This is a genomic window from Cryptosporangium arvum DSM 44712 (assembly GCF_000585375.1).
Taxonomy (GTDB): domain Bacteria; phylum Actinomycetota; class Actinomycetes; order Mycobacteriales; family Cryptosporangiaceae; genus Cryptosporangium; species Cryptosporangium arvum.
In genome coordinates this window covers 6,462,391-6,481,452 of record NZ_KK073874.1, presented here as the reverse complement: position 1 = coordinate 6,481,452, position 19,062 = coordinate 6,462,391, and the positions used below count along the sequence as shown (strand labels likewise).

The 19,062-nt window shown below is 72.4% G+C and carries 22 protein-coding genes and 1 riboswitch; of the genes, 14 read left to right on the top strand and 8 right to left on the bottom strand.

Going from position 1 to position 19,062, the window contains the following annotated elements; genetic code table 11:
• Positions 1 to 30: 30 nt before the first annotated feature.
• Positions 31 to 579 (top strand): hypothetical protein, encoded by a 549-nt coding sequence (locus CRYAR_RS29770; protein ID WP_157018167.1) that lies wholly within the window; start codon positions 31 to 33, stop codon positions 577 to 579.
• A 47-nt stretch (positions 580 to 626) separates the two neighbouring features.
• Here CRYAR_RS29770 and CRYAR_RS29765 read toward each other — a convergent pair whose 3' ends face one another.
• The 3 genes from CRYAR_RS29765 to CRYAR_RS29755 form a co-directional block, all read right to left on the bottom strand.
• The gene (locus CRYAR_RS29765; protein ID WP_063725787.1) at positions 627 to 995 is read right to left on the bottom strand and encodes a YciI family protein; all 369 of its coding nucleotides are present in this window, start codon (positions 993 to 995) and stop codon (positions 627 to 629) included.
• 80 nt (positions 996 to 1,075) lie between these two features.
• Entirely contained in the window at positions 1,076 to 2,380 is a 1,305-nt protein-coding gene (locus CRYAR_RS29760; protein ID WP_035856647.1) for an aminotransferase class V-fold PLP-dependent enzyme, read from the bottom strand.
• A 102-nt stretch (positions 2,381 to 2,482) separates the two neighbouring features.
• Positions 2,483 to 2,603: riboswitch (SAM riboswitch) on the bottom strand.
• Positions 2,603 to 3,100: a DUF4334 domain-containing protein gene (locus CRYAR_RS29755; protein WP_035856646.1), complete on the bottom strand. Its 498-nt coding sequence runs from the start codon at positions 3,098 to 3,100 to the stop codon at positions 2,603 to 2,605. (Overlaps the previous riboswitch by 1 nt.)
• 84 nt (positions 3,101 to 3,184) lie before the next feature.
• Here CRYAR_RS29755 and CRYAR_RS29750 point away from each other — a divergent pair, with 84 nt between their 5' ends.
• From CRYAR_RS29750 to CRYAR_RS29735, 4 genes are read left to right on the top strand one after another with little or no spacing between them, the layout of a single operon-like run.
• On the top strand, positions 3,185 to 4,471 hold the full coding sequence (locus CRYAR_RS29750; protein ID WP_084701091.1) for a cytochrome P450: 1,287 nt from the start codon (positions 3,185 to 3,187) through the stop codon (positions 4,469 to 4,471).
• A gap of 29 nt (positions 4,472 to 4,500) precedes the next feature.
• Positions 4,501 to 5,136 carry a TetR/AcrR family transcriptional regulator gene (locus CRYAR_RS29745; RefSeq protein ID WP_211247702.1) on the top strand — a complete coding sequence of 212 codons (636 nt, stop codon included), beginning with the start codon at positions 4,501 to 4,503 and terminating at the stop codon, positions 5,134 to 5,136.
• A gap of 31 nt (positions 5,137 to 5,167) precedes the next feature.
• Positions 5,168 to 6,010 carry a sterol desaturase family protein gene (locus CRYAR_RS29740; RefSeq protein ID WP_035856645.1) on the top strand — a complete coding sequence of 281 codons (843 nt, stop codon included), beginning with the start codon at positions 5,168 to 5,170 and terminating at the stop codon, positions 6,008 to 6,010.
• The gene (locus tag CRYAR_RS29735; RefSeq protein WP_035867902.1) at positions 6,007 to 6,699 is read left to right on the top strand and encodes a FadR/GntR family transcriptional regulator; all 693 of its coding nucleotides are present in this window, start codon (positions 6,007 to 6,009) and stop codon (positions 6,697 to 6,699) included. The genes CRYAR_RS29740 and CRYAR_RS29735 overlap by 4 nt, the downstream gene beginning before the upstream one ends.
• A 92-nt stretch (positions 6,700 to 6,791) precedes the next feature.
• Here CRYAR_RS29735 and CRYAR_RS29730 read toward each other — a convergent pair whose 3' ends face one another.
• Positions 6,792 to 7,298: a nuclear transport factor 2 family protein gene (locus tag CRYAR_RS29730; RefSeq protein WP_035856643.1), complete on the bottom strand. Its 507-nt coding sequence runs from the start codon at positions 7,296 to 7,298 to the stop codon at positions 6,792 to 6,794.
• Between the two features lie 99 nt (positions 7,299 to 7,397).
• Between CRYAR_RS29730 and CRYAR_RS29725 the strand changes: the two genes are divergently transcribed.
• Together CRYAR_RS29725 and CRYAR_RS29720 are read left to right on the top strand one after the other, a co-directional pair.
• Positions 7,398 to 8,630 carry an MFS transporter gene (locus CRYAR_RS29725; RefSeq protein WP_035856642.1) on the top strand — a complete coding sequence of 411 codons (1,233 nt, stop codon included), beginning with the start codon at positions 7,398 to 7,400 and terminating at the stop codon, positions 8,628 to 8,630.
• A gap of 109 nt (positions 8,631 to 8,739) precedes the next feature.
• Positions 8,740 to 9,939 (top strand): metallophosphoesterase, encoded by a 1,200-nt coding sequence (locus CRYAR_RS29720; protein WP_035856641.1) that lies wholly within the window; start codon positions 8,740 to 8,742, stop codon positions 9,937 to 9,939.
• Here CRYAR_RS29720 and kstR read toward each other — a convergent pair.
• Entirely contained in the window at positions 9,908 to 10,573 is a 666-nt protein-coding gene (gene kstR, locus CRYAR_RS29715) for a cholesterol catabolism transcriptional regulator KstR (RefSeq protein WP_035856640.1), read from the bottom strand. The two genes, CRYAR_RS29720 and kstR, sit on opposite strands and share 32 nt — an antisense overlap.
• Positions 10,574 to 10,760: 187 nt before the next feature.
• Here kstR and CRYAR_RS29710 point away from each other — a divergent pair, with 187 nt between their 5' ends.
• The 7 genes from CRYAR_RS29710 (at position 10,761) to CRYAR_RS29680 (ending at position 16,365) form a co-directional block, all read left to right on the top strand.
• Positions 10,761 to 11,789, top strand: a complete 1,029-nt coding sequence (locus tag CRYAR_RS29710; protein ID WP_035856639.1) for an acyl-CoA dehydrogenase family protein — start codon at positions 10,761 to 10,763, stop codon at positions 11,787 to 11,789.
• The gene (locus CRYAR_RS29705; RefSeq protein ID WP_035856638.1) at positions 11,783 to 12,952 is read left to right on the top strand and encodes an acyl-CoA dehydrogenase family protein; all 1,170 of its coding nucleotides are present in this window, start codon (positions 11,783 to 11,785) and stop codon (positions 12,950 to 12,952) included. The genes CRYAR_RS29710 and CRYAR_RS29705 overlap by 7 nt, the downstream gene beginning before the upstream one ends.
• Positions 12,949 to 13,848, top strand: coding sequence for a bifunctional MaoC family dehydratase N-terminal/OB-fold nucleic acid binding domain-containing protein (locus CRYAR_RS29700; protein WP_035856637.1), 900 nt, complete (start codon positions 12,949 to 12,951; stop codon positions 13,846 to 13,848). The genes CRYAR_RS29705 and CRYAR_RS29700 overlap by 4 nt, the downstream gene beginning before the upstream one ends.
• Complete coding sequence (locus CRYAR_RS47615) at positions 13,845 to 14,213, top strand: MaoC family dehydratase (protein WP_035856635.1); 369 nt, start codon at positions 13,845 to 13,847, stop codon at positions 14,211 to 14,213. The genes CRYAR_RS29700 and CRYAR_RS47615 overlap by 4 nt, the downstream gene beginning before the upstream one ends.
• A complete protein-coding gene (locus CRYAR_RS29690; RefSeq protein WP_035856634.1) occupies positions 14,210 to 15,379 on the top strand; it encodes a lipid-transfer protein in 1,170 nt (389 codons plus the stop codon). The genes CRYAR_RS47615 and CRYAR_RS29690 overlap by 4 nt, the downstream gene beginning before the upstream one ends.
• 368 nt (positions 15,380 to 15,747) lie before the next feature.
• Complete coding sequence (locus tag CRYAR_RS48230) at positions 15,748 to 16,113, top strand: class I SAM-dependent methyltransferase (RefSeq protein ID WP_035856633.1); 366 nt, start codon at positions 15,748 to 15,750, stop codon at positions 16,111 to 16,113.
• Positions 16,114 to 16,140: 27 nt separating this feature from the next.
• Positions 16,141 to 16,365 (top strand): hypothetical protein, encoded by a 225-nt coding sequence (locus CRYAR_RS29680; RefSeq protein WP_035856632.1) that lies wholly within the window; start codon positions 16,141 to 16,143, stop codon positions 16,363 to 16,365.
• On the opposite strand, the gene dmpG is transcribed toward CRYAR_RS29680, so the two are convergent.
• From dmpG to CRYAR_RS29665, 3 genes are read right to left on the bottom strand one after another with little or no spacing between them, the layout of a single operon-like run.
• Positions 16,314 to 17,351, bottom strand: coding sequence for a 4-hydroxy-2-oxovalerate aldolase (gene dmpG, locus CRYAR_RS29675; protein WP_035856631.1), 1,038 nt, complete (start codon positions 17,349 to 17,351; stop codon positions 16,314 to 16,316). The genes CRYAR_RS29680 and dmpG overlap by 52 nt on opposite strands.
• The gene (locus CRYAR_RS29670; protein ID WP_035856630.1) at positions 17,348 to 18,220 is read right to left on the bottom strand and encodes an acetaldehyde dehydrogenase (acetylating); all 873 of its coding nucleotides are present in this window, start codon (positions 18,218 to 18,220) and stop codon (positions 17,348 to 17,350) included. The genes dmpG and CRYAR_RS29670 overlap by 4 nt, the downstream gene beginning before the upstream one ends.
• Before the next feature lie 26 nt (positions 18,221 to 18,246).
• Positions 18,247 to 19,020: a 2-keto-4-pentenoate hydratase gene (locus tag CRYAR_RS29665; RefSeq protein WP_035856629.1), complete on the bottom strand. Its 774-nt coding sequence runs from the start codon at positions 19,018 to 19,020 to the stop codon at positions 18,247 to 18,249.
• Positions 19,021 to 19,062 lie beyond the last annotated feature (42 nt).

Here is a 19,062-nt window from a genome sequence, read left to right as displayed (position 1 = left end):
GTGGAGATCATTGTCTCGACCCTCATCAGCGTGCCGACAGGAATCCTGACGTCGTTCCTGTTCTGGTGGTGGTTCACCCGCCGGCTGGCGCCGAGGATCGGGTGGTCGGACATCATCGTCGCGCCGCCGGAGACGGCGTGGACCGGCACCGACCACGACATGCCGCGGATCAAGATCGTGAACACCGGCCGCCGGCACGCGCTCGACCTGCAGGTATGGGCCCAGCTACGGTTACCGCACGAGGTCGACGAGGCGGGCTCGCCGGTGTCGCTGATCGAGCTGCCCACGTCGGTGACGTGGCTCCCGCGGCTGCAGCGGCAGAGCTACCGGTACGTCCGGATGTGCCTGGGGCGGGTACCGCCGGGGGAACTCGAGCGGTGCGGCGTCGACCCGTCGATCGACCTGCCGACGCTGCTGCGTGAGCACACCGACGCCGCGGTGCGCGTGTACCTGTTCGCCTACGACGGCTTCAGCGGCGCGCGCAAGATCTTCGTCTCGCCCGACTACTGCGCCGACACCCTGGTCACCGGCGCGTTCGAGCCGGGTATCGCGCTGAACGCCCACCCCGCACCGTCCTGACGCGCGGGCTCGCGCCGCGCGACCGGCGCGGCGCGAGATCGTGCCTCTCAGGCCTCGGTGGCGGGGGCGTCGGCCGGGACGGCGGAGCGGGGCGGGACACCGGCCACGCCGGCACCCGGAGAAGCGGTGTCGGAGCGTAACTTCTCGAAACCGGGCGCGACCCGCGTGGGGTCGAACTCGATCACGGTGTAGTCGGCCAGGCACTTCTCGGCGTAGGGGTCGAGGGAGAGGCGCCGGTTGAGCTCCTCGCGATCGACGTTGTCGGCGAAGATCACGCCGCCGTGGCGCGGCACCCGCCGGCCGGAGGCGACGAACACCCCGTCGGCGAACTGGCTGTCGAGCCAGGCGAGGTGGGCTTCCTCTTCGGAATCCACTTCGGAGATGTCAGCGACGTAAGTGAGGGTCACAACGAACATCCGCGAACACTATCGGGTACGCGCCAGCGACCCGGTCGATATCCGGAGAACCCCTCGTGAAGCGTGAACGTTCGGGTGGGTCATAGCCCACCAAAACGGTCCCGGGTCAGTTCGGCGAGCCCGGTCAGCAGCCGGTCGACGTGGCCGGGAGTGCTGCCGAGACCGACGCTGGCGCGCACCGCGGTGGGGCCGAGGTCGGCGCCGGCGCGGGCGGACGCGTCGGCCAGCAGACGCTCGGTGAGCGGGTGGGCGCAGAAGAGGCCGTCGCGGACCCCGATGCCGTGGCGGGTGGCGAGGTACGCGGACACGTCCGCGGCCGGCACGCCCGCCACCGCGAAACTCACGATGCCGACGCGGTCGTGCCCGTCGGTGAACTTCCGCAGCTCCTCGACGCCCGGCAGGTGCGCCAGCCCGTCGCGCAGCCGCTCCACCAGGGCATTCTCGTCGGCGGCGAGGGCGTCGCGGTCCGCGGCGGCGAGGGTTTCGCAGACCGCGGCGAGCGCTACCGCGCCGAGCAGGTTCGGGGTTCCGGCCTCGTGCCGGGCCGGCCCGGAGTTCCAGTCCACGGCGTAGCCGATCAGGTCGCCGTCGGTCACCGGGGCGACGTAGGCGGTGGCCCCGCCGCCGGCCAGGTAGGGGTCCGCGGCGTCGAGCCAGTCGGCCCGTCCGACCAGCACGCCGGCGCCGAAGGGGGCGTAGAGCTTGTGTCCGGAGAGCGCGAGGTAGTCGATGCCGGTGGCGGCGAGCGAGACCGGGCGGTGCGGCGCGAGCTGGGCGGCGTCGACGGCGATGCGGGCGCCGTGGCGGTGCGCGGTCTCGGTGAGCGCGGCGAGCGGCCACACCTCGCCGGTGACGTTGGAGGCCCCGGTGACGGTGACCAGCACGGTTCCCCGGAGCCGCCCCGGAGTGCCCGCGCGGCCGGGGGTGGCCGCGCGCGGCGGGGCGGGGAGGTCGGCCAGGGCGGCTTCGAGGCCGGCGATCGCCTCGGCGGCGGTGCGGGGGACCGGCAGCGACACGGTGTCGGTCCAGGGGAGCAGGTTCGCGTGGTGCTCACCGGCCCAGCCGACGACCGTGGTCCCGGCCGGGAGCGCCCGGGCCAGCAGGTTCAGCGCGTCGGTGGTGTTCCGGGTGAACACGACGTGGTCGGCCGGGCGCGCGCCGACGAAGTCGCCGATCGTCTGGCGCGCCCGCTCGTAGGCCAGCGTGCAGCGCTGCGAGGCCGCGCCTGCGCCCCGGTGCACGCTCGCGTACCAGGGCAGGATCGCGTTCACGGCCTCCGCGGCGGCGGCGAGGCAGGGCGCGGTCGCGGCGTAGTCGAGGTTGACGTGGTCGGTGAGCGTGCCGTCGGCCAGCGTGACCGGCAGGTCGTCTCCGAGCACGGTCACTCCGGCGCTCCGGCGGTCTCCGGGGCTCGTCGCGGCGGGCAGGGCGGGGTGGGCATGGGTCAGCACGAGGCGTCACTCCTGGCACAGAGGACCCCGTCACGAGGTCCGCGCTTGCCCGCCGTGAGGACCACGGTCGGGCCAGGTCTTCACCCGGGGCACCCCACCGCGAACCGTGGAGGGTTGCCGGCCAGCGAGCCGGGGCTTGGCGCTGGCACTCATGACCTACGCCGGGACTGTACCCGATACGTCCCGCTCGAGCAGGAAGTAGTAGTGGTGCCCCTGGTGGAAGATCAGCGGCGACTTGCCGTTCATGATCCCCATCAGCGTGTCGTCGTCGACCCACTTGAAGTGGTCGAACACCGGCTGGGCGTCGTACACCATCGTCGCCGTGACCTCGCCGCGGAACTCGACCGCCCACAGCGAGGCCTCGCCGCCGCGTCCGAGCGCGAGGTCGGAGTAGCGCGCGCCGTTCTCGTCGGTGCAGATCAGCGGTTTGGCGTCGGAGGCGCTGACGAACGTCTTGCCGTACCACCGCGCGTCGACCAGACCCTGGTGCAGCGGGTGCCCGGTGGCGAAGTCGGCCCCCTTCCAGGCTCCGAGGACGTCGTCGACCCGTGCGGTCGGTAACGCGGCCCAGATCTCGTCGAGTTCCTCGGGGCGGACGCCCTCGGCCCGGTCGCGGAGTTCGGCGAACCGGCGGCGGGCTTCGGTGAGCTCCATGGGCGGAATGTTAACCACCATTCACGTTGACGGCTAGCGTACGTACGGTGTACGTAAGACGTACGTCGTACGTCTGGAGGTTCCATGGAGACTCGCGAGCGCCCGAACCGTCTGCACGCCGAGCTGCTCACCGCCGGCTCCTGGTCGACGCGGCACGGCGTCGCCCGGCTGGCGATGAACCGGGCCCGCAAGCAGGGTGACCTGCAGGCGCGGCTGTTCTCCGACCGCTCCACCCGGGAGGACCCGTTCCCGCTCTACACCGAGATCCGCGACCGCGCGCCGATCGTGCGGGGGTCGTTCCTGGCGGCGACCGCCCATCACCACATCGCCGGAGCGGTGCTGCGCAGCGACGCGTTCGGCGTCGTCTCCGACCCGGACGCCCTGCCGCCCGCGGCCCGCTGGATGATGACCCGCCCGCAGCGGACGATCGGCCCGGTGACGCCGCCGTCGATGCTCGCCGTCGACCCGCCGGTGCACACCCGCTACCGGCGGCTGGTCTCCCGTGTGTTCACCGCGCGCGCGATGGCGTCGATGCGCGAGCGGGTCGGTGAGCTCGCCGACGAGCTGCTCGACCGGGCGGGCCCGGAACCCGACCTGGTCCGCGACTACGCGAGCCTGCTGCCGGTGACGATCATCGCGGAGATCCTCGGTGTCCCGGCGGCCATGCGGGCGCAGTTCGTCGCCTGGGGCAGCGCGGCCGCGCCCGTGCTCGACATCGGACTGTCCTACCGCGAGTACCGCCGGGTGGACCACGCGATCCGGCAGCTCAACGACTGGATGTCCGGCCACTTCGCCCGGCTGCGCCACGACCCCGGCGACGACCTGATCAGCCGCCTCATCCACGACGACAACGATCTCGACGAGAACGAGCTGCTGGCCATCGCGGGCCTGCTGCTCGCCGCCGGGTTCGAGACGACCGTGAACCTGATCGGCAACGGCGCGGCGCTGCTGATGTCCCACCGCGACCAGCTGGACGGCCTGGACTGGGGCAACGCGGTCGAGGAGATCCTGCGGTACGAGTCGCCGGTGCAGAACACGGCCCGGCGGGCGCTGCGTGACACCGAGGTCGCGGGAGTACCGGTGCGCAAGGGCACGTTCCTGTCGATCCTCATCGGCGGAGCCAACCGGGACCCCGCGGTCTTCGACGACCCGGAGCGCTTCGACGTCCACCGCGCGAACGCCAAGGAGCACCTCGCGTTCTCCAGCGGCGTCCACTACTGCCTGGGTGCGTCGCTGGCCCGCATCGAGGGCGAGGAGGCGTTGCGCCGGCTCTTCGAGCGCTACCCGGATGTGACGCTCGCCGGCCCGGTCCGTCGTCGCCCCACCCGTACCCTGCGGGGCTACGACGAACTGCCGGTCCGGTTGACGTGAACGCCGCGCGGAGGGCCCCGGAGCCCGTGGTGCGGCTGGTGCTCACCCGCGAGCGGATCGTGCACGCGGCCGTCCAGCTGATCGAGCGGCACGGGGTCGACGCACTGTCGATGCGCGCGGTGGCGGCCGAGCTCGGCGTCGCGGTGATGTCGCTGTACAACCACGTGCCGAACAAGGCCACCCTGCTGGAAGGGGTGGCCGAGTACGTGGTCGCCGGGCTCGACACCGTGCCCGCGGGAACCGGCGACTGGCAGGGCGAGGCCCGGGCGCTGGTGCGCGCGTTCCGGACCGCGGCTCACGAGTACCCCCAGGCGATGCGCGTGGTGCTGACCCACTCGATCGACAGCACCGCGGCGTCGCGGCTGGCCGAGCGGGCGCTCGCGCTGGCGGCGGAGGCGGGGTTCCAGGGCGCCACCGCGGTCCGGATCGTGCACGCGCTGATGGCGTACGCGGTCGGGTCGCAGTTGCAGGCGCTCTGGCTCGCCCAGCTGCTCGATCGGGTGGAGGAGGGCACGGCCCCGTCGCTCACCCGGGTCGATCCGGCGCAGTTCCCGCACGTGGTCGCGTCCGCACCGGCGTTGCTCGCGCACGATCCCGAGGCCGATTTCGAGTTCGGCCTGGACCTGCTGATCGCGGCGATCCACGCGTTGCCGCGAAGTGGTTGAACCAGTGGACCAGCTCTCGTAGCCTGGTCGCATGACCGAATACGTGCTCGTGTTCGCCATCCCGGTCTTCGTGCTGTTCGTGGCGTTGGAGATCGCCTCCTACCGCTTGCTGAGCGACGAGAGCGAGCTCGGCTACACGGCGTGGGACACGGTGACGAGCCTGTCGATGGGGCTCGGGTTCCTCGTCGTGGAGGCGTTCTGGAAGATCGTGACGCTCGCGGCGCTGGCCGGGGTGTACGCGCTCACCCCGTTACGGCTGGACCCGACGTCGATCGGGACGTGGGTGCTGTTGTTCTTCGCCGACGACCTGGCCTACTACTGGTATCACCGCTCGCACCACGAGGTGCGGATCCTCTGGGCCTCCCACGTGGTGCACCACTCGAGCCGGCGCTACAACCTCTCCACCGCGCTCCGCCAGCCCTGGACGCCGTTCACCGCGCTGCCGTTCTGGCTACCGCTCGCGGCGATCGGCATTCCACCGTGGATGATCTTCTTCCAGCTGTCGGTGAATTTGATATATCAATTTTTCCTCCACACCGAGCGCATCGATCGGATGCCGCGCTGGTACGAGGCGGTGTTCAACACCCCGTCGCATCACCGTGTCCACCACGGCACGCAGCAGGTGTATCTCGACCGCAACTACGGCGGCATCCTGATCGTCTGGGACCGGTTGTTCCGCACGTTCGAGCCCGAGGGCGAGCGCGTGATCTACGGCCTGACCACGAACATCGGCACGTACAACCCGATCCGGGTGGCGTTCGGGGAGTACGGGAAGATCGCCCGCGCCGTGCGGAGCGCGTCCTGCTGGCGTCACCGCGTCGGTCACCTGCTGCGCGGGCCGGGATGGGCGCCGCCCGTAAAGTCGGTGACGTGACCTTCAGCCCGATCGCGCGCGGTGGCGTCTCCGATGCGGTGTACCGGCAGTTGCGTGACGCGATCCTGACCGGGTCGCTGGCGGCCGGATCGGCGCTGCCCGGCGAGCGGGCGCTGGCCGAGGAGTTCGGGGTGGCGCGGCACGGGCTGCGGGAGGCGATCCGGCGGCTGCAGCAGGCGCGCCTGGTCGAGGTGAGCCACGGCGGTGCCACCCGGGTGCTGGACTGGCGGGTCTCGGCCGGGCTCGAGCTGCTCGGCGACCTGGCCGCGTCGCTGGATTCGCCCGGCGGGGAGATCCTGCGCTCGGCGCTGGAGATGCGGCTCGCGATCGGCGTGGACGCCGCCCGGCTGGCGGCCGCGCGGGCCTCGGCCGGGGCGGCCGCCGAGATCGAAGGATTCGTCACCGGGTCGACCGGGGTGACCGATCCGGACGTGCTGGCCGAGCGCTACGAGCAGTTCTGGCGGCTGATCATCGTCGCCGGGGACAACCTCGCGTATCAGCTGTCGTACAACAGCCTGGTGCTGGCGATGAACCAGAACGCCGACGTCACCCGGGAGCTGTCCGCGCCCGAGGCCGCCGATCTGGCGACCCAGCGTGTGCTCGCGGCGGCGATCGCGTCCGGCGACGTCGACGGAGCCGCCTCCGCGGCCCGCCGGCTGACATCGGTGATGCTCGCGCGCCTCCGGTGACCGCGGTTCGGGTCGGTGGGCGGCTTTCAGCGGCCGCGGTCGGGGTCGGTGGGTGGCTTTCAGCGGCCGCGGTCGGGGTCGGTGGGTGGCTTTCAGCGGCTGCGCTTCGGGTCGGCCAGCGGGACCAGGGTGCGCTCGCCGAGGCGTGTCATCGCGTGCAGCGGCACGGTCGCGGCCCGGATCACGCGGGCCAGCCCCGGACGCCCCTGGGCCCGGAGCAGCGCCGGACCGATCGTGCTCATCACCTGGGTGAGCGCGGGCAGCGGACGACCGAACAGCGTCAGCTCGACGATGCGGCCCGCGTCGTCGAAGCGCAGTAGCTGCGCCTCCTCGAACTGTTCCTGGCCGGCCCGGCCGGTGAGGAACAGCGCGCGGGTGCGCTCGTCGCCGACCTCGGTGTGGTAGCGGAGGTCGTCGAAGACCTGCACGGCGGCGACGAGCATCTGACGCACCTGCTCGCGCCCTTCGAACCGGAACGCGGCGGTGAGCGGGGAGATCGCGACGGCGTTCTCGGCCAGGCAGGCGGCGGCTCCCTCGGCGTCACCGCGCTCGCCGGCTGTGCGCCAGGCCGCGGTCGTGGTTTCGATGGTGGTCGGCATCGCTACCTCCTCGACGGGGTTGCCCTCGACGGTAGCGCGAATGTCTACGCTGTGTCGACGGTCAGATTTCTGTCGGGGGGCCGGGCTAGCTTCCCGGCTGTGACGCCACTGCTGGCCGACACCCGTCCACTCCGGACCTCACCGGAGTTCCGGAGACTCTGGGCCGGCCACCTGATCTCGGCCGTCGGCACCGGCATGACCGGGGTCGCGCTGGCGATCGAGGTCTTCCGGCTCACCGGCTCGTCGTTCGCGGTCGGTGCGATCGGGCTGGTCACGATGGCGCCCACGCTCGCCCTGGGGCTGCTCGGCGGTTCGATCGCCGACGCGGTCGACCGGCGTCGGCTCGTGCTGGTCACCAGCCTCGGCCTGACGCTCGTCGCCGCGCTGCTCGCCGTGCAGGCGCTGCTCGACCTGCGTCAGCTCGTGCTGCTCTACGTCCTGGCCGCGGCCCAGTCCGGGCTCTCCGCGGTCGACGCGCCGGCCCGGCGCACGTTCGCGCCGCGCCTCCTGCCGCCGGGGCTCCTTCCTGCGGCGGCGGCGCTCACCCACCTCGGCTGGCAGGTCAGCGCTCTGGCCGGGCCGCTGCTCGCGGGCGGGCTGATCGCGACGGCCGGGGTCGCCGCCGTCTACCTGGCCGACGCGGTGAGCTATGCGGTTTCCGCGTGGGCGGTCGCCGGAATTCGGGCGATCCCGCCCGACGGTGGGGGCACCGCCGTCGGGCTCCGCTCGGTCGTCGACGGGTTGCGGTACGCCCGGCGCAACCCGCTGGTCGCGGGCAGCCTGCTGGCCGATCTGAACGCGATGGCGCTGGCCATGCCGGCGGCGCTCTTCCCGGCGCTGGCGGTCACCCGGTTCGGCGGCGGGGAGGCCGCCGCGAGCCTGCTCTACGCGGCCATCGGGCTCGGCGGGCTGGCGGCGGGCGTGTTCTCCGGCCCGCTGAGCGGGGTCCGGCGCCAGGGGGCGGCGATGCTGGTGGCGGTCGGGGTGTGGGGAGCGGCGATCGTCGGGCTCGGGTTGAGCCCGGCGCTCTGGCTCGCGCTGGTGTGCCTGGTGGTCGCGGGCGCGGCCGACGTCGTCACGGTGGTGTTCCGCGGCACGATCCTGCAGCTGACGACACCCGACGAGCTGCGCGGGCGGATCAGCGGCGTCGACTTCGTGGTGGGGGCGGGCGGGCCGCAGCTGGGCAACGCCCGCGCGGGGGTGGTGGCGGCCGCGGTCGGCCCGGCCGCGAGCGCCGCGCTGGGCGGCGTCGCGTGTGTCCTCGGCGCGGTCGCGATCGCCGCGTCGCTCCCGGCCGTGCGCCGCTACCGCACCGGCGGCGATCGGGAGTAGCGGGGTGGCGCGGGTTACCGGGGGAACGCGGAATCACCGCGAGTAGCGTGCCGTTGGGATTAGCGGAGCCGTCGCTCCGTTAGCCGGAACCGTCGAACAGGAGTACGCCGTGGCCGATCTCGATTCGCCACCCCAGAGTGTCGCCGACGCCGGGCCGGCACCCACCCCCGAGCGCGGCCGGCGCCCCTCGGCGTTCCTCGGCATCGTCGTCGTCATCTCGCTGCTGCTGTTCGGCGTGCCCTGGTGGACGCTGCTCGGCCCGTCCAACGACTGGCCGCTCGCCGTCGTCCTGGTCGGTTCGCTGGTGGTGCTGGCCGGGTTCGTGGGCCTGCCGGTCTCGATGATGCGTGGCCACGGCCGCCACGACGATCGGGCCGCCCGCATCGGCGACACGTTGCTCGGCGTCGTCTGGGTGCTGTTCGTCTGGTCGGTGATCGGCGACGTGCTGCGGCTCGCGCTGTGGCTGGGCGGGGTCGGGCACGCCTCCCGGATCACCACCGTGTTCACGCTCGTCGTGAGCGTCGCGCTGCTGGCCTGGGGCCACTACGAGGCGATGCGTGTCTCCCGCGTCCGCGAACTCGACGTGACGCTGCCGCGCCTCGGCGCCGGCCTGGACGGCACCCGGGTCGTGCTGATCGCCGACACCCACTACGGCCCGATCGACCGGGCCGAGTGGTCACGCAGGACCGCCGAGCTGATCAACACGCTCGACGCGGACGTCGTCGCGCACGCCGGTGACATCGCCGACGGCACGCCCGACCAGCGGCGGGAGCAGGCCGCACCGCTGGGCACGCTGAACGCACGGCTGGCCAAGGTCTACGTCACCGGCAACCACGAGTACTTCAACGAGGCCCAGGGCTGGCTCGACCGGATGACCGACCTGGGCTGGAACTCGCTGCACAACCGGCACGTGGTGGTGGAGCGCGGCGGCGACCGGCTCGTGGTCGCCGGCGTCGACGACGTCACCGCGAAGTCGTCCGGGCTGCCCGGCCACCGCACCGACCTGGCGGCGGCGCTGGACGGGGCCGACCCCGAGTTGCCGGTGCTGCTGCTGGCCCACCAGCCGAAGTTCGTCCGGCACGCCGCCGAGGCCGGCATCGACCTGCAGGTCTCGGGGCACACGCACGGCGGCCAGATGTGGCCGTTCAACTTCCTGGTCCGGCTCGACCAGCCGGTCGTGCGTGGCCTGTCGCGCCACGGCGAGCGCACGCAGCTCTACACCAGCGGGGGCACCGGCTTCTGGGGCCCGCCGTTCCGGATCTTCGCGCCGAGCGAGATCACGGTGCTGACGCTGCGCTCCGCTCGCTGACGTTGTCTAGAAGCAGGTGCACGGTGAGTTCGAGGCGGGCCGCGACGTCGCTGACCGAGGCCCGCCGGGTGACCCAGGCGACCAGGTTGGAGAGCCACACGTCGCCGATCACCCGGGCGATCGCCAGGTCTTCGGCGTTCGGCTCCTCGTGGATGGCCTGCCCGAACATCCGCTCCATCAGCCGGGCCACCGTGTCGACCTCGGCCGACACGCTGGCGTCGGCGAACATGAACGCCCGCGTCATCGCCTCGGTGAGCTGCGGGTAGCGCTGCAGCTTCCGGGTCACCCGCCCGAGCACGAACAGCACCCGCTCGCTCGGCGTCTCGCCGGGGATGTCGACCCGGTCGAGCCGCTCCTGGGCGCTCTCAAACTCCCGGGCGAGGCCGGTGACCAGCAGGTGGTTCTTCGAGGGGAAGTACCGGTAGAGCGTGCCCAGCGCGACGTCGGCGTTCTCCGCGACCGAGCGCATCTGCACGGCTTCGTAGCCGCCCTTGGTCGCCAGCGCGATCGTGGCGTCGAGCATCCGCTTGCGCCGGTCGCGCTGCGCGGCCGAGCCGAGGTCGTCCTCGGTGAGCGCGTTGAGCGTGTTGAGGACGCTCGAACCGCCACCGCGCGCACGAGATGGTCCGGCCATCGGGTCTACCCCCTGGGTCTGACGGATACCTGCACAGAGTACCTCGGCCGAGGAGTCACACGTTCTAGTGCCGCCCGCCCGTCACGTTCCCGTAACGCACGATCGTCCCCTCGTGACAGTGGAGAAACCGTTCTCTTCGTCGCGGAACGCCGCGACGCACGGATAGAACCTGTTCTAGTATCCGGTGGTGGACTTCACTGCGGAACCACCGCTGCGTGACGCCGCGGAGCTGGCCGCGCTGGTGGTCGAGCGCTCCGCCGGCGAGGGCCTGTGGGACGCGCTCGTCGACGCCGGGCTCGTGGAACTCTCCTTACCCTCCGGCGTCGGCGGGGACGACCTCGGGCCGGCCGGAGCCGCGGTCGTGCTCACCGAGCTCGGGCGCCGGGCGGCCACCACCCCGTTCTTCGCCACGCTCGGCGTCGGCGCGCTGGCGCTGGCGCGGTGCGGCGCCGCGGAGGATTTGCTCCGGCGCGTCGTCGACGACGGCGCCGTGATCACCGTCGCGCTGCACGAGCCCTCGACGCCGTTCCCGGCCGAGCCCCGGACGGTGGCCGACGGTCTCGTGGTCTCCGGGGTCAAGCTCGGCGTTCCCGACGCCGGCGCGGCCGAGTACGTGCTGGTGCCGGTGGCCGGCCCTGCGCTCCTGCTCGTCGATCTCGCCTCGCCGGGGATCGACGTCTCCCGGGTACCGGGCGCCGGGCCGAACGCGCCCTACCGGGTCTCGTTCGATGCGGTGCCCGCGCAGGCGCTGGTGGGCGGGCCCGACGCGGTGCGCGACCTGTACCGGCTCGCGCTCGCCGCCGCGGTCAGCTACGGCGACGGCCTGCTTTCCGGCGCGCTGGAGCTGACCGTTGCGCACGTGGCCGCCCGGCACCAGTTCGGGCGTCCGCTGGCGACGTTCCAGGCGGTCGCCCAGCAGATCGCCGACGTCTACCTGGCCTCACGCACGCTCCACCTGCTGGCGCAGTCCACGGTCTGGCGGTTGTCGAACGACCTCGACCCGGGCACCGACGCCGAGGTGGCCGCGTACTGGGTGGCGACCGAGCTCCCGGCGGCGATCGGCACCTGTCATCACCTGCACGGCGGTCTCGGCCTCGACCGGGACTACCCGCTGCACCGGTTCTCGGCCGCGGCGAGCGACCTCGCGCGGCTGGTCGGCGGTTCGTCGGACGCTCTCGACCGGCTCGGCGCGCGGTACCTGGGGGAGAAGTGCTGATCGACCTGACGGCCGAACAACGGGCCCTGCGCGAGGAGATGCGCGCGTACTTCGCCGGCGTGCTCTCGCCGGCCGAGCGGGAGGCGATGCTCGTCGACCGGCACGGCCCCGAGTACCGCGACCTGATCCGCCGGCTGGGCCGTGACGGGTGGCTCGGGCTCGGCTGGCCGACCGAGTACGGCGGGCGCGGCCTCGGCCCGGTCGAACAGCAGCTGTTCGTCAACGAGGCCACCCGCGCCGACGTCCCGCTGCCGTCGGTGACGCTGGAGACCGTCGGCCCGACGTTGCAGCGCTACGGCACCGAGGAGCAGAAGGCGCGCTTCCTGCCCGGCATCCTGCGCGGCGACGTCCACTTCGCGATCGGCTACACCGAGCCCGAGGCCGGCACCGACCTGGCCTCGCTGCGCACCCGGGCCGTCCGCGACGGCGCGGACTACGTCGTCGACGGTCAGAAGATCTTCACCACCGGCGGACACGACGCCGACTACGTCTGGCTGGCCTGCCGCACCGACCCCGACGCACCCAAGCACCGCGGCATCTCGATCCTGATCGTCGACACCCGCGACCCCGGCTACTCCTGGACGCCGATCATCACGTCCGACGGCGCGCACCACGTCAACGCCACCTACTACCGCGAGGTGCGGGTGCCGGTCGCGATGCGCGTCGGCGAGGAGAACCGGGGCTGGCGGCTGATCACCACCCAGCTCAACCACGAACGGGTGATGCTCGGCCCGGCCGGGCGGCTCGGCGGCCTGCTCGACCGGGTGCGGTCCTGGGCGTCCACCCGGACCGATCCGGACGGCACACCGCTGCTCGACCGCCCCGACGTCCGGCGCTCCCTCGGCCGGGTGCACGCGTTCCAGCGCGCGAACGAGCTGCTCAACTGGCAGGTGGCGGCGGCGGCGGGCGGCACGGGGGAGGTCGCGGACGCGTCCGCGTCGAAGGTCTTCGCCGCCCAGGCCGCCCAGTGGGCCTGGCCGCTGCTGGAGGACGTCGTGTCCCGGCACGGCGACCCGGCCGACCCCGGGACCGCCGCGTTGCTCCGCTGGCTCGACGTCCACCGCAAACGCAACACCGTGCTGACGTTCGGCGGCGGGGTCGACGAGATCCAGCGCGAACTCATCGCCACCGCCGGCCTCGGTCTGGAGAGGGTTCCCCGATGACCGCCGACATCCTCGGAGCCGCCGAGAAGATCCGGGCCCGGGGCGAGAGCGCGCCGTTCGTCGCCCGCGACCCGGTGAACGAGCCGGTGACGCATGCCTGGCTCGACGCGCTCGGTGACGAGAACCCGATCTACGTCGACGAGGACGCGGCGCGCGCGGCCGGCCATCCCGGCGTCGTCGTGCCGCCGGCGATGATCCAGGTCTGGACGATGCCGGGCCTGGGCCGGGTACGCGACGCCGACGACCCGCTCTGGCTGATGCTCGGCGTGCTCACCGAGGCCGGCTACCCCTCGATCGTCGCCACCGACTGCGACCAGACCTATCACCGTTATTTGCGCCCCGGCGAGGAGCTGACCGTGCGGTCCCGGCTGGGTGAGGTCACCGGGCCGAAGCAGACCGCGCTCGGCGAAGGCTGGTTCGTGACGACGCACAACACCTGGTACTCCGGGGACGAGCCGGTAGCCGAGATGGCGTGGCGGGTGCTGAAGTTCCGGCCGGCGCCGAAGCCGTCCGGCGGCGTGCTGCGCCCGGTCGTCAGCCGGGACACCGGGTTCTTCTGGGACGGCACCGGGCGGGGCGAGCTACGCATCCAGAAATGCGAGAAGTGCGGGGCCCTCCGCCACCCGCCGGGGCCGTTCTGCCGTTCCTGCGGCTCGGAGTTCACCGGGTACGTCGTCGCCTCCGGGCGCGGCACGGTGTTCAGCTACGTCGTGCACCACCACCCACCGGTCCCGGGGCGCGCGACGCCGTACGTCGTCGCGCTGGTGGAACTGGAGGAAGGTGTCCGGATCCTCGGCGAGGTGCTCGACGGCCGGCCGGAGATCGGCACCCCGGTGGAACTGACCTGGCAGAAGATCGACGCCGAGCTGACGCTGCCCGCGTGGAGGGTTCGATGACGCAGTTGCCGGAACTCGTCCTCGAGGTGACGCCGACGTTCATCGTCAGCACCGCGATCGCCACCCGCGACTTCCAGGAGGTGCATCACGACCGTGATCTCGCGGTCGCGCGCGGCTCCCAGGACATCTTCCTCAACATCCTGACGACGACCGGCCTGGTGCAGCGGTACGTCACCGACTGGGCGGGGCCGTCGGCGCGGGTGGGCGGGGTCAAGATCCGGCTCGGTGTGCCGTGCTACGCGTACGACCGGCTGACGTTCTCGGGCTCGGTGACGTCGTCCGAGGGCTCGGAGCTCACGGTCGCGGTGGTCGGCCGGGTGAGTCGTGGTGACCATGTCCGCGGGACCGTGAGGGTGACGCTGTGAGTCTGTCCGGCCGGGCCGCGCTGGTGGGAATCGGCGCCACCGACTTCTCCAAGGACTCCGGGCGCAGCGAGCTCAAACTCGCCGCGCAGGCCGTCCGGGCCGCCCTCGACGACGCCGGGCTCACCCCCGCCGACGTCGACGGGTTGGTGAGCTTCACCCAGGACAACAACACCGAGATCGCGGTCGCCCGCGAGGTGGGCATCCCCGAGCTGACGTTCTTCAGCCGGGTCCACTACGGGGGCGGTGCCGCCTGCGCCACCGTGCAGCAGGCCGCGATGGCGGTGGCGACCGGCGTCGCGTCGGTGGTGGTCTGTTACCGGGCGTTCAACGAGCGCTCCGGTCACCGGTTCGGCCAGGTGCAGGCCGGGTTGGCCGGAGCGCCGACCACCGGCGGGGTGGACGCGGGGTGGGCGTACACGTTCGGGCTCGGCACGCCGGCGAGCTGGGTGGCGATGTTCGCGCAGCGTTACCTGCACACCTACGGCGCCTCGTCCGAGGACCTGGGCCGGGTGGCGGTGACGATGCGCGCCCACGCGGCGACCAACCCGGCCGCCTGGTTCTACCAGCGCCCGATCACGCTGGAGGAACACCAGGCGTCGCGGTGGATCTGCGAGCCGCTGCGGCTCTTCGACTGCTGCCAGGAGAGCGACGGCGGCGTGGCCCTCGTCGTGACGTCGGCCGAACGGGCCCGCGACCTCCGGCGGGCGCCGGTGCTGATCGCGGGCGCGGCCCAGGGCAGCGGCGACGACGAGTACCTGATGACCAGCTACTACCGCGACGACCTGACGCGGTTGCCGGAGCTGGGGACGGTGGCGCGGCAGCTGTGGGGCCAGGCCGGGCTCGGTCCGTCCGACGTGGACGTCGCCGTGCTCTACGACCATTTCACGCCGTTCGTGCTGGTGCAGCTGGAGGAACTCGGCTTCTGCGGACGCGGGGAGGCCGCGGGCTTCGTCGCCGGCGGTGCCCTGGGGCTCGACGGTGCGCTGCCGACGAACCCGCACGGCGGGCAGCTCGGCGAGGCGTACATCCACGGGATGAACGGCATCGCCGAGGGGGTCCGCCAGCTCCGGGGAAGCGCGGTGAACCAGGTCCCGGGCGCGTCGACGGTGCTGGTGACGGCTGGCACCGGTGTCCCGACCAGCGGGCTGGTGCTCACCGCGGGGTAGCCCGGGCGACGGCTCCCCGGAACGGGCGGCACCGGCACGCCCGCGAGGGGTTTGTTCGCGGCGGGAATGCCGGTGCGATGTCGGGGACCTACCGGACGCCCGCGCCACCGGCCGGGAGCGAGACCACGCGGCGCCGGAAGCACCGGCCCCGACCGCGAACGTACGGATGCTCGGTACGCAGCGGCGATCGTGTGGCCGGCGGCCCGGCCGGCGGCGACGGTACCGGTGCTGCCGAGCCCGTTGTCGTCGCGCCGGGCGGGAGGGGCGATCGGCGTGTTGATGCCGCGGGGCGCTGTTTCCACGCACCGCATCCGGGATGGAGGGTTTCCCCGATTGCGTGGTCGCCGAATCGGAGCGATCGTGGACGGATGCCTTCGTTCGCGCGTGATCCCGGGACGGCGGCGTACTACGAGCAGCGCGCCGCGGAGTACGACGAGTGGTACGAGAGCCTCGGGCGGTTCGCGTCGCGGCCCCGGCCCGGCTGGGACGCCGAGGTCGACGACCTGTGCCGGTTCGTCCACGCCCTGGAGCCGGCGCGCACGCTCGACGTCGCGTGCGGCAGCGGGTTCCTCACGCGGCACCTGCGTGGACTCGTGGTCGCGCTGGACCAGAGCCCGGCGATGGTGACGCTGACCCAGCGGCGGCTGCGTACCGGGATCGCGATGCGCGGTGACGCGCTCGACCTGCCGTTCGCCGACGACAGCTTCGAGCGCGTGTTCACCGGCCACTTCTAGGGGCACCTGCCGCCGGCCGAGCGGGCGGTGTTCCTGGGCGAGGCTCGCCGGGTGGCGCACGAGCTCGTCGTCGTGGACACCGCCCTTCGCCCGGGCGCCACCGCCGAACAGCTGCAGGAACGAATCCTCAACGACGGCTCGCGCCATCACGTGTTCAAGCGTTTCCTCCGGGCCGAACAGCTGGCCGACGAGATCGGCGGTCAGCCGGTGCTGGCCGGGGACTGGTTCGTGGCGGCCGCCGCCTCGCGCTGAAGCTCGAGCGCGATGTCGATCAGCTGATCCTCCTGGCCACCGACGAGTTTGCGCGCACCCGCCCGCACCAGGATCTCGGCGCCCGACACCTGGTACCGCTCGGCCTGCCGGAACGCGTGCTTGAGGAAGCTCGAGTACACCCCGGCGTAGCCCATGATCAGCGCCATCCGGTCGAGACGGCACTCCTCGGGCATCGTCGGCAGCACCACGTCCTCGGCGGCGTCGACGATCTTGAAGAAGTCGATGCCGGTCTCGATGCCCAGCTTGTCGCACACCCCGACGAACGCCTCGACCGGAGTGTTGCCGGCCCCGGCCCCGAAGCGCCGGGTGGAACCGTCGATCTGCCGCGCGCCGGCGCGGACGGCCAGCACCGAGTTGGCCACGCCCAGCCCGAGGTTCTCGTGCCCGTGGAAGCCGACCGTCGCGTCGTCGCCCAGCTCGGCGACGAGCGCGGAGACCCGGTCGCCGACCTGGTCCATCACCAGCGCTCCGGCGCTGTCGACGACGTAGACGCACTGGCAGCCGGCGTCGGCCATGATCCGCGCCTGTTTCGCCAGGTCCTCCGGCGGGATCGAGTGCGCCATCATCAGGAACCCCACGGTCTCCAGACCGAGATCGCGGGCGAGGCCGAAGTGCTGGATCGAGACGTCGGCCTCGGTGCAGTGCGTGGCGACCCGGCAGATCGATGCGCCGTTGTCGGCCGAGGCGCGGATGTCGTCCTTCACGCCGACGCCGGGCAGCATCAGGAACGCGATCTTGGCTTGCGTGGCCGTGGCCACCGCGGTGCGGATGAGCTCCTGCTCCGGCGTGTGGCTGAACCCGTAGTTGTACGAGGAGCCGCCGAGCCCGTCGCCGTGGGTCACCTCGAGCACCGGCACCCCGGCCGCGTCCAGGGCGCCGACGACCGCGCGCACCTCGTCGACGGTGAACTGGTGGCGCTTCGCGTGGGAGCCGTCACGCAGGGAGGTGTCCGTGATGCGGATCATGCCGTCACCTTCCGGGAGGCCAGCTCGGCGCCCACCCGGGCGGCCGCCGCGGTCATGATGTCGAGGTTGCCCGCGTACGGCGGCAGGTAGTCGCCCGCGCCCTCGACCTCGATGAAGATGCTCACCCGGTCGTCGTCGAACTGCACCTCGTTGAGGAGCCGGTAACCGGGGACGTAAGTGGCCACGTCCGCGACCATCCGCTCCACCGACGTGGTGATCGCGGCCCGGTCGGCGTCCGGGGAGACCTGGCAGAAGATCGTGTCGCGCATGATCATCGGCGGGTCGGCCGGGTTGAGCACGATGATCGCCTTGCCTCTGTCGGCGCCGCCGATCGTCTCGAGCCCGCGGCTGGTGACCCGGGTGAACTCGTCGATGTTGGCCCGGGTGCCCGGCCCGGCCGATTTCGACGCCACGGTGGCCACGATCTCGGCGTACCGCACCGGGGTGGCCCGCGACACGGCGGCGACCATCGGGATCGTCGCCTGCCCGCCGCAGGTGATGAGGTTGACATTGGTGGCGCCCAGCTCGTCGCCCAGATTGACCGACGGGATCACGGCGGGACCGACCGCGGCCGGCGTGAGGTCGACCGCGACGATCCCGGCCTCCGCGTACCGCGGCGCGTTGGCCCGGTGCACCGACGCCGAGGTGGCCTCGAACACCAGCTCCGGACGCTCGTCGCGCGCCAGCAGCCAGTCGACGCCCTCGGCGCTCACCTCCAGGCCCGCATTCGCCGCCCGCCGCAGGCCCTCGCTACCGGGGTCGATGCCGATCATCCACTGCGGCTCGACGGTGTCGGAGCGCAGCAGTTTGTACATCAGGTCGGTGCCGATGTTGCCGGAGCCGACGATCGCTGCCCGTGCCTTCCTCATGCGTCACCTCGCTCGGGTCGGGGTTGTCACTTGAACGTGAGGTGGACGGCGCCGAGCGCCCCGAACTCGGCCCGGAACACGTCGCCGGGGCGGGCGTCGACCGCGCGGGTGCAGGAGCCGGGGAGCACCACGTGCCCGGCACGCAGCCGGACCCCGAACCGTGCGACCGTGCGGGCGAGCCAGGCGACCGCCACCAGCGGGTTGCCGAGCACGGCGGCCGACGTGCCCGCGCCGACCTGCTCGTCGTTGCGGTGCAGGAGCACCGGGAGCGCGGTGAGGTCGACCGTGCGCGGATCGATCCGGGCCCGGCCGAGCACGAAGCCGGCCGAGGACGCGTTGTCGGCGATCGTGTCGGCGAGGGCGATCTTCCACTCGACGATGCGGCTGTCGATGAGTTCGAGCGCGGGCGCGATGGCCTCGGTGGCCGCGAGGGCCTGCTCCTCGGTGCAGTCTTCCGGCAGGTCGTCGCCGAGGATGAAGCCGACCTCGGGCTCGACCCGGGGGAGCAGGTAGCGGCCCGCGTCGACCGGTTCGTCCTCGGTGTGGCGCATGTCGGCGAGCAGGTGGCCGTAGTCGGGCTCGTCCACGCCCATCATCTGCTGCATGGCCTCGGAACTGAGCCCGACCTTGTGGCCGACCACCGCGGCGCTGCGCCGCTCGATGTTGAGCAGCTGGATGCGGTAGGCATCGCCGGCGCCGATGCCCGGATACGTGGTGATCAGCGGTGGGATCGCCACCCGGTCGCGCTCGGCCGCCCGGAGGGCGTCCGCCGCCGCTTGCAGTTCGACGTCGTCGAGCATGAGGGCTCCGGTCTAGAACGCGTTCTGATTCAAGCCTTGTCA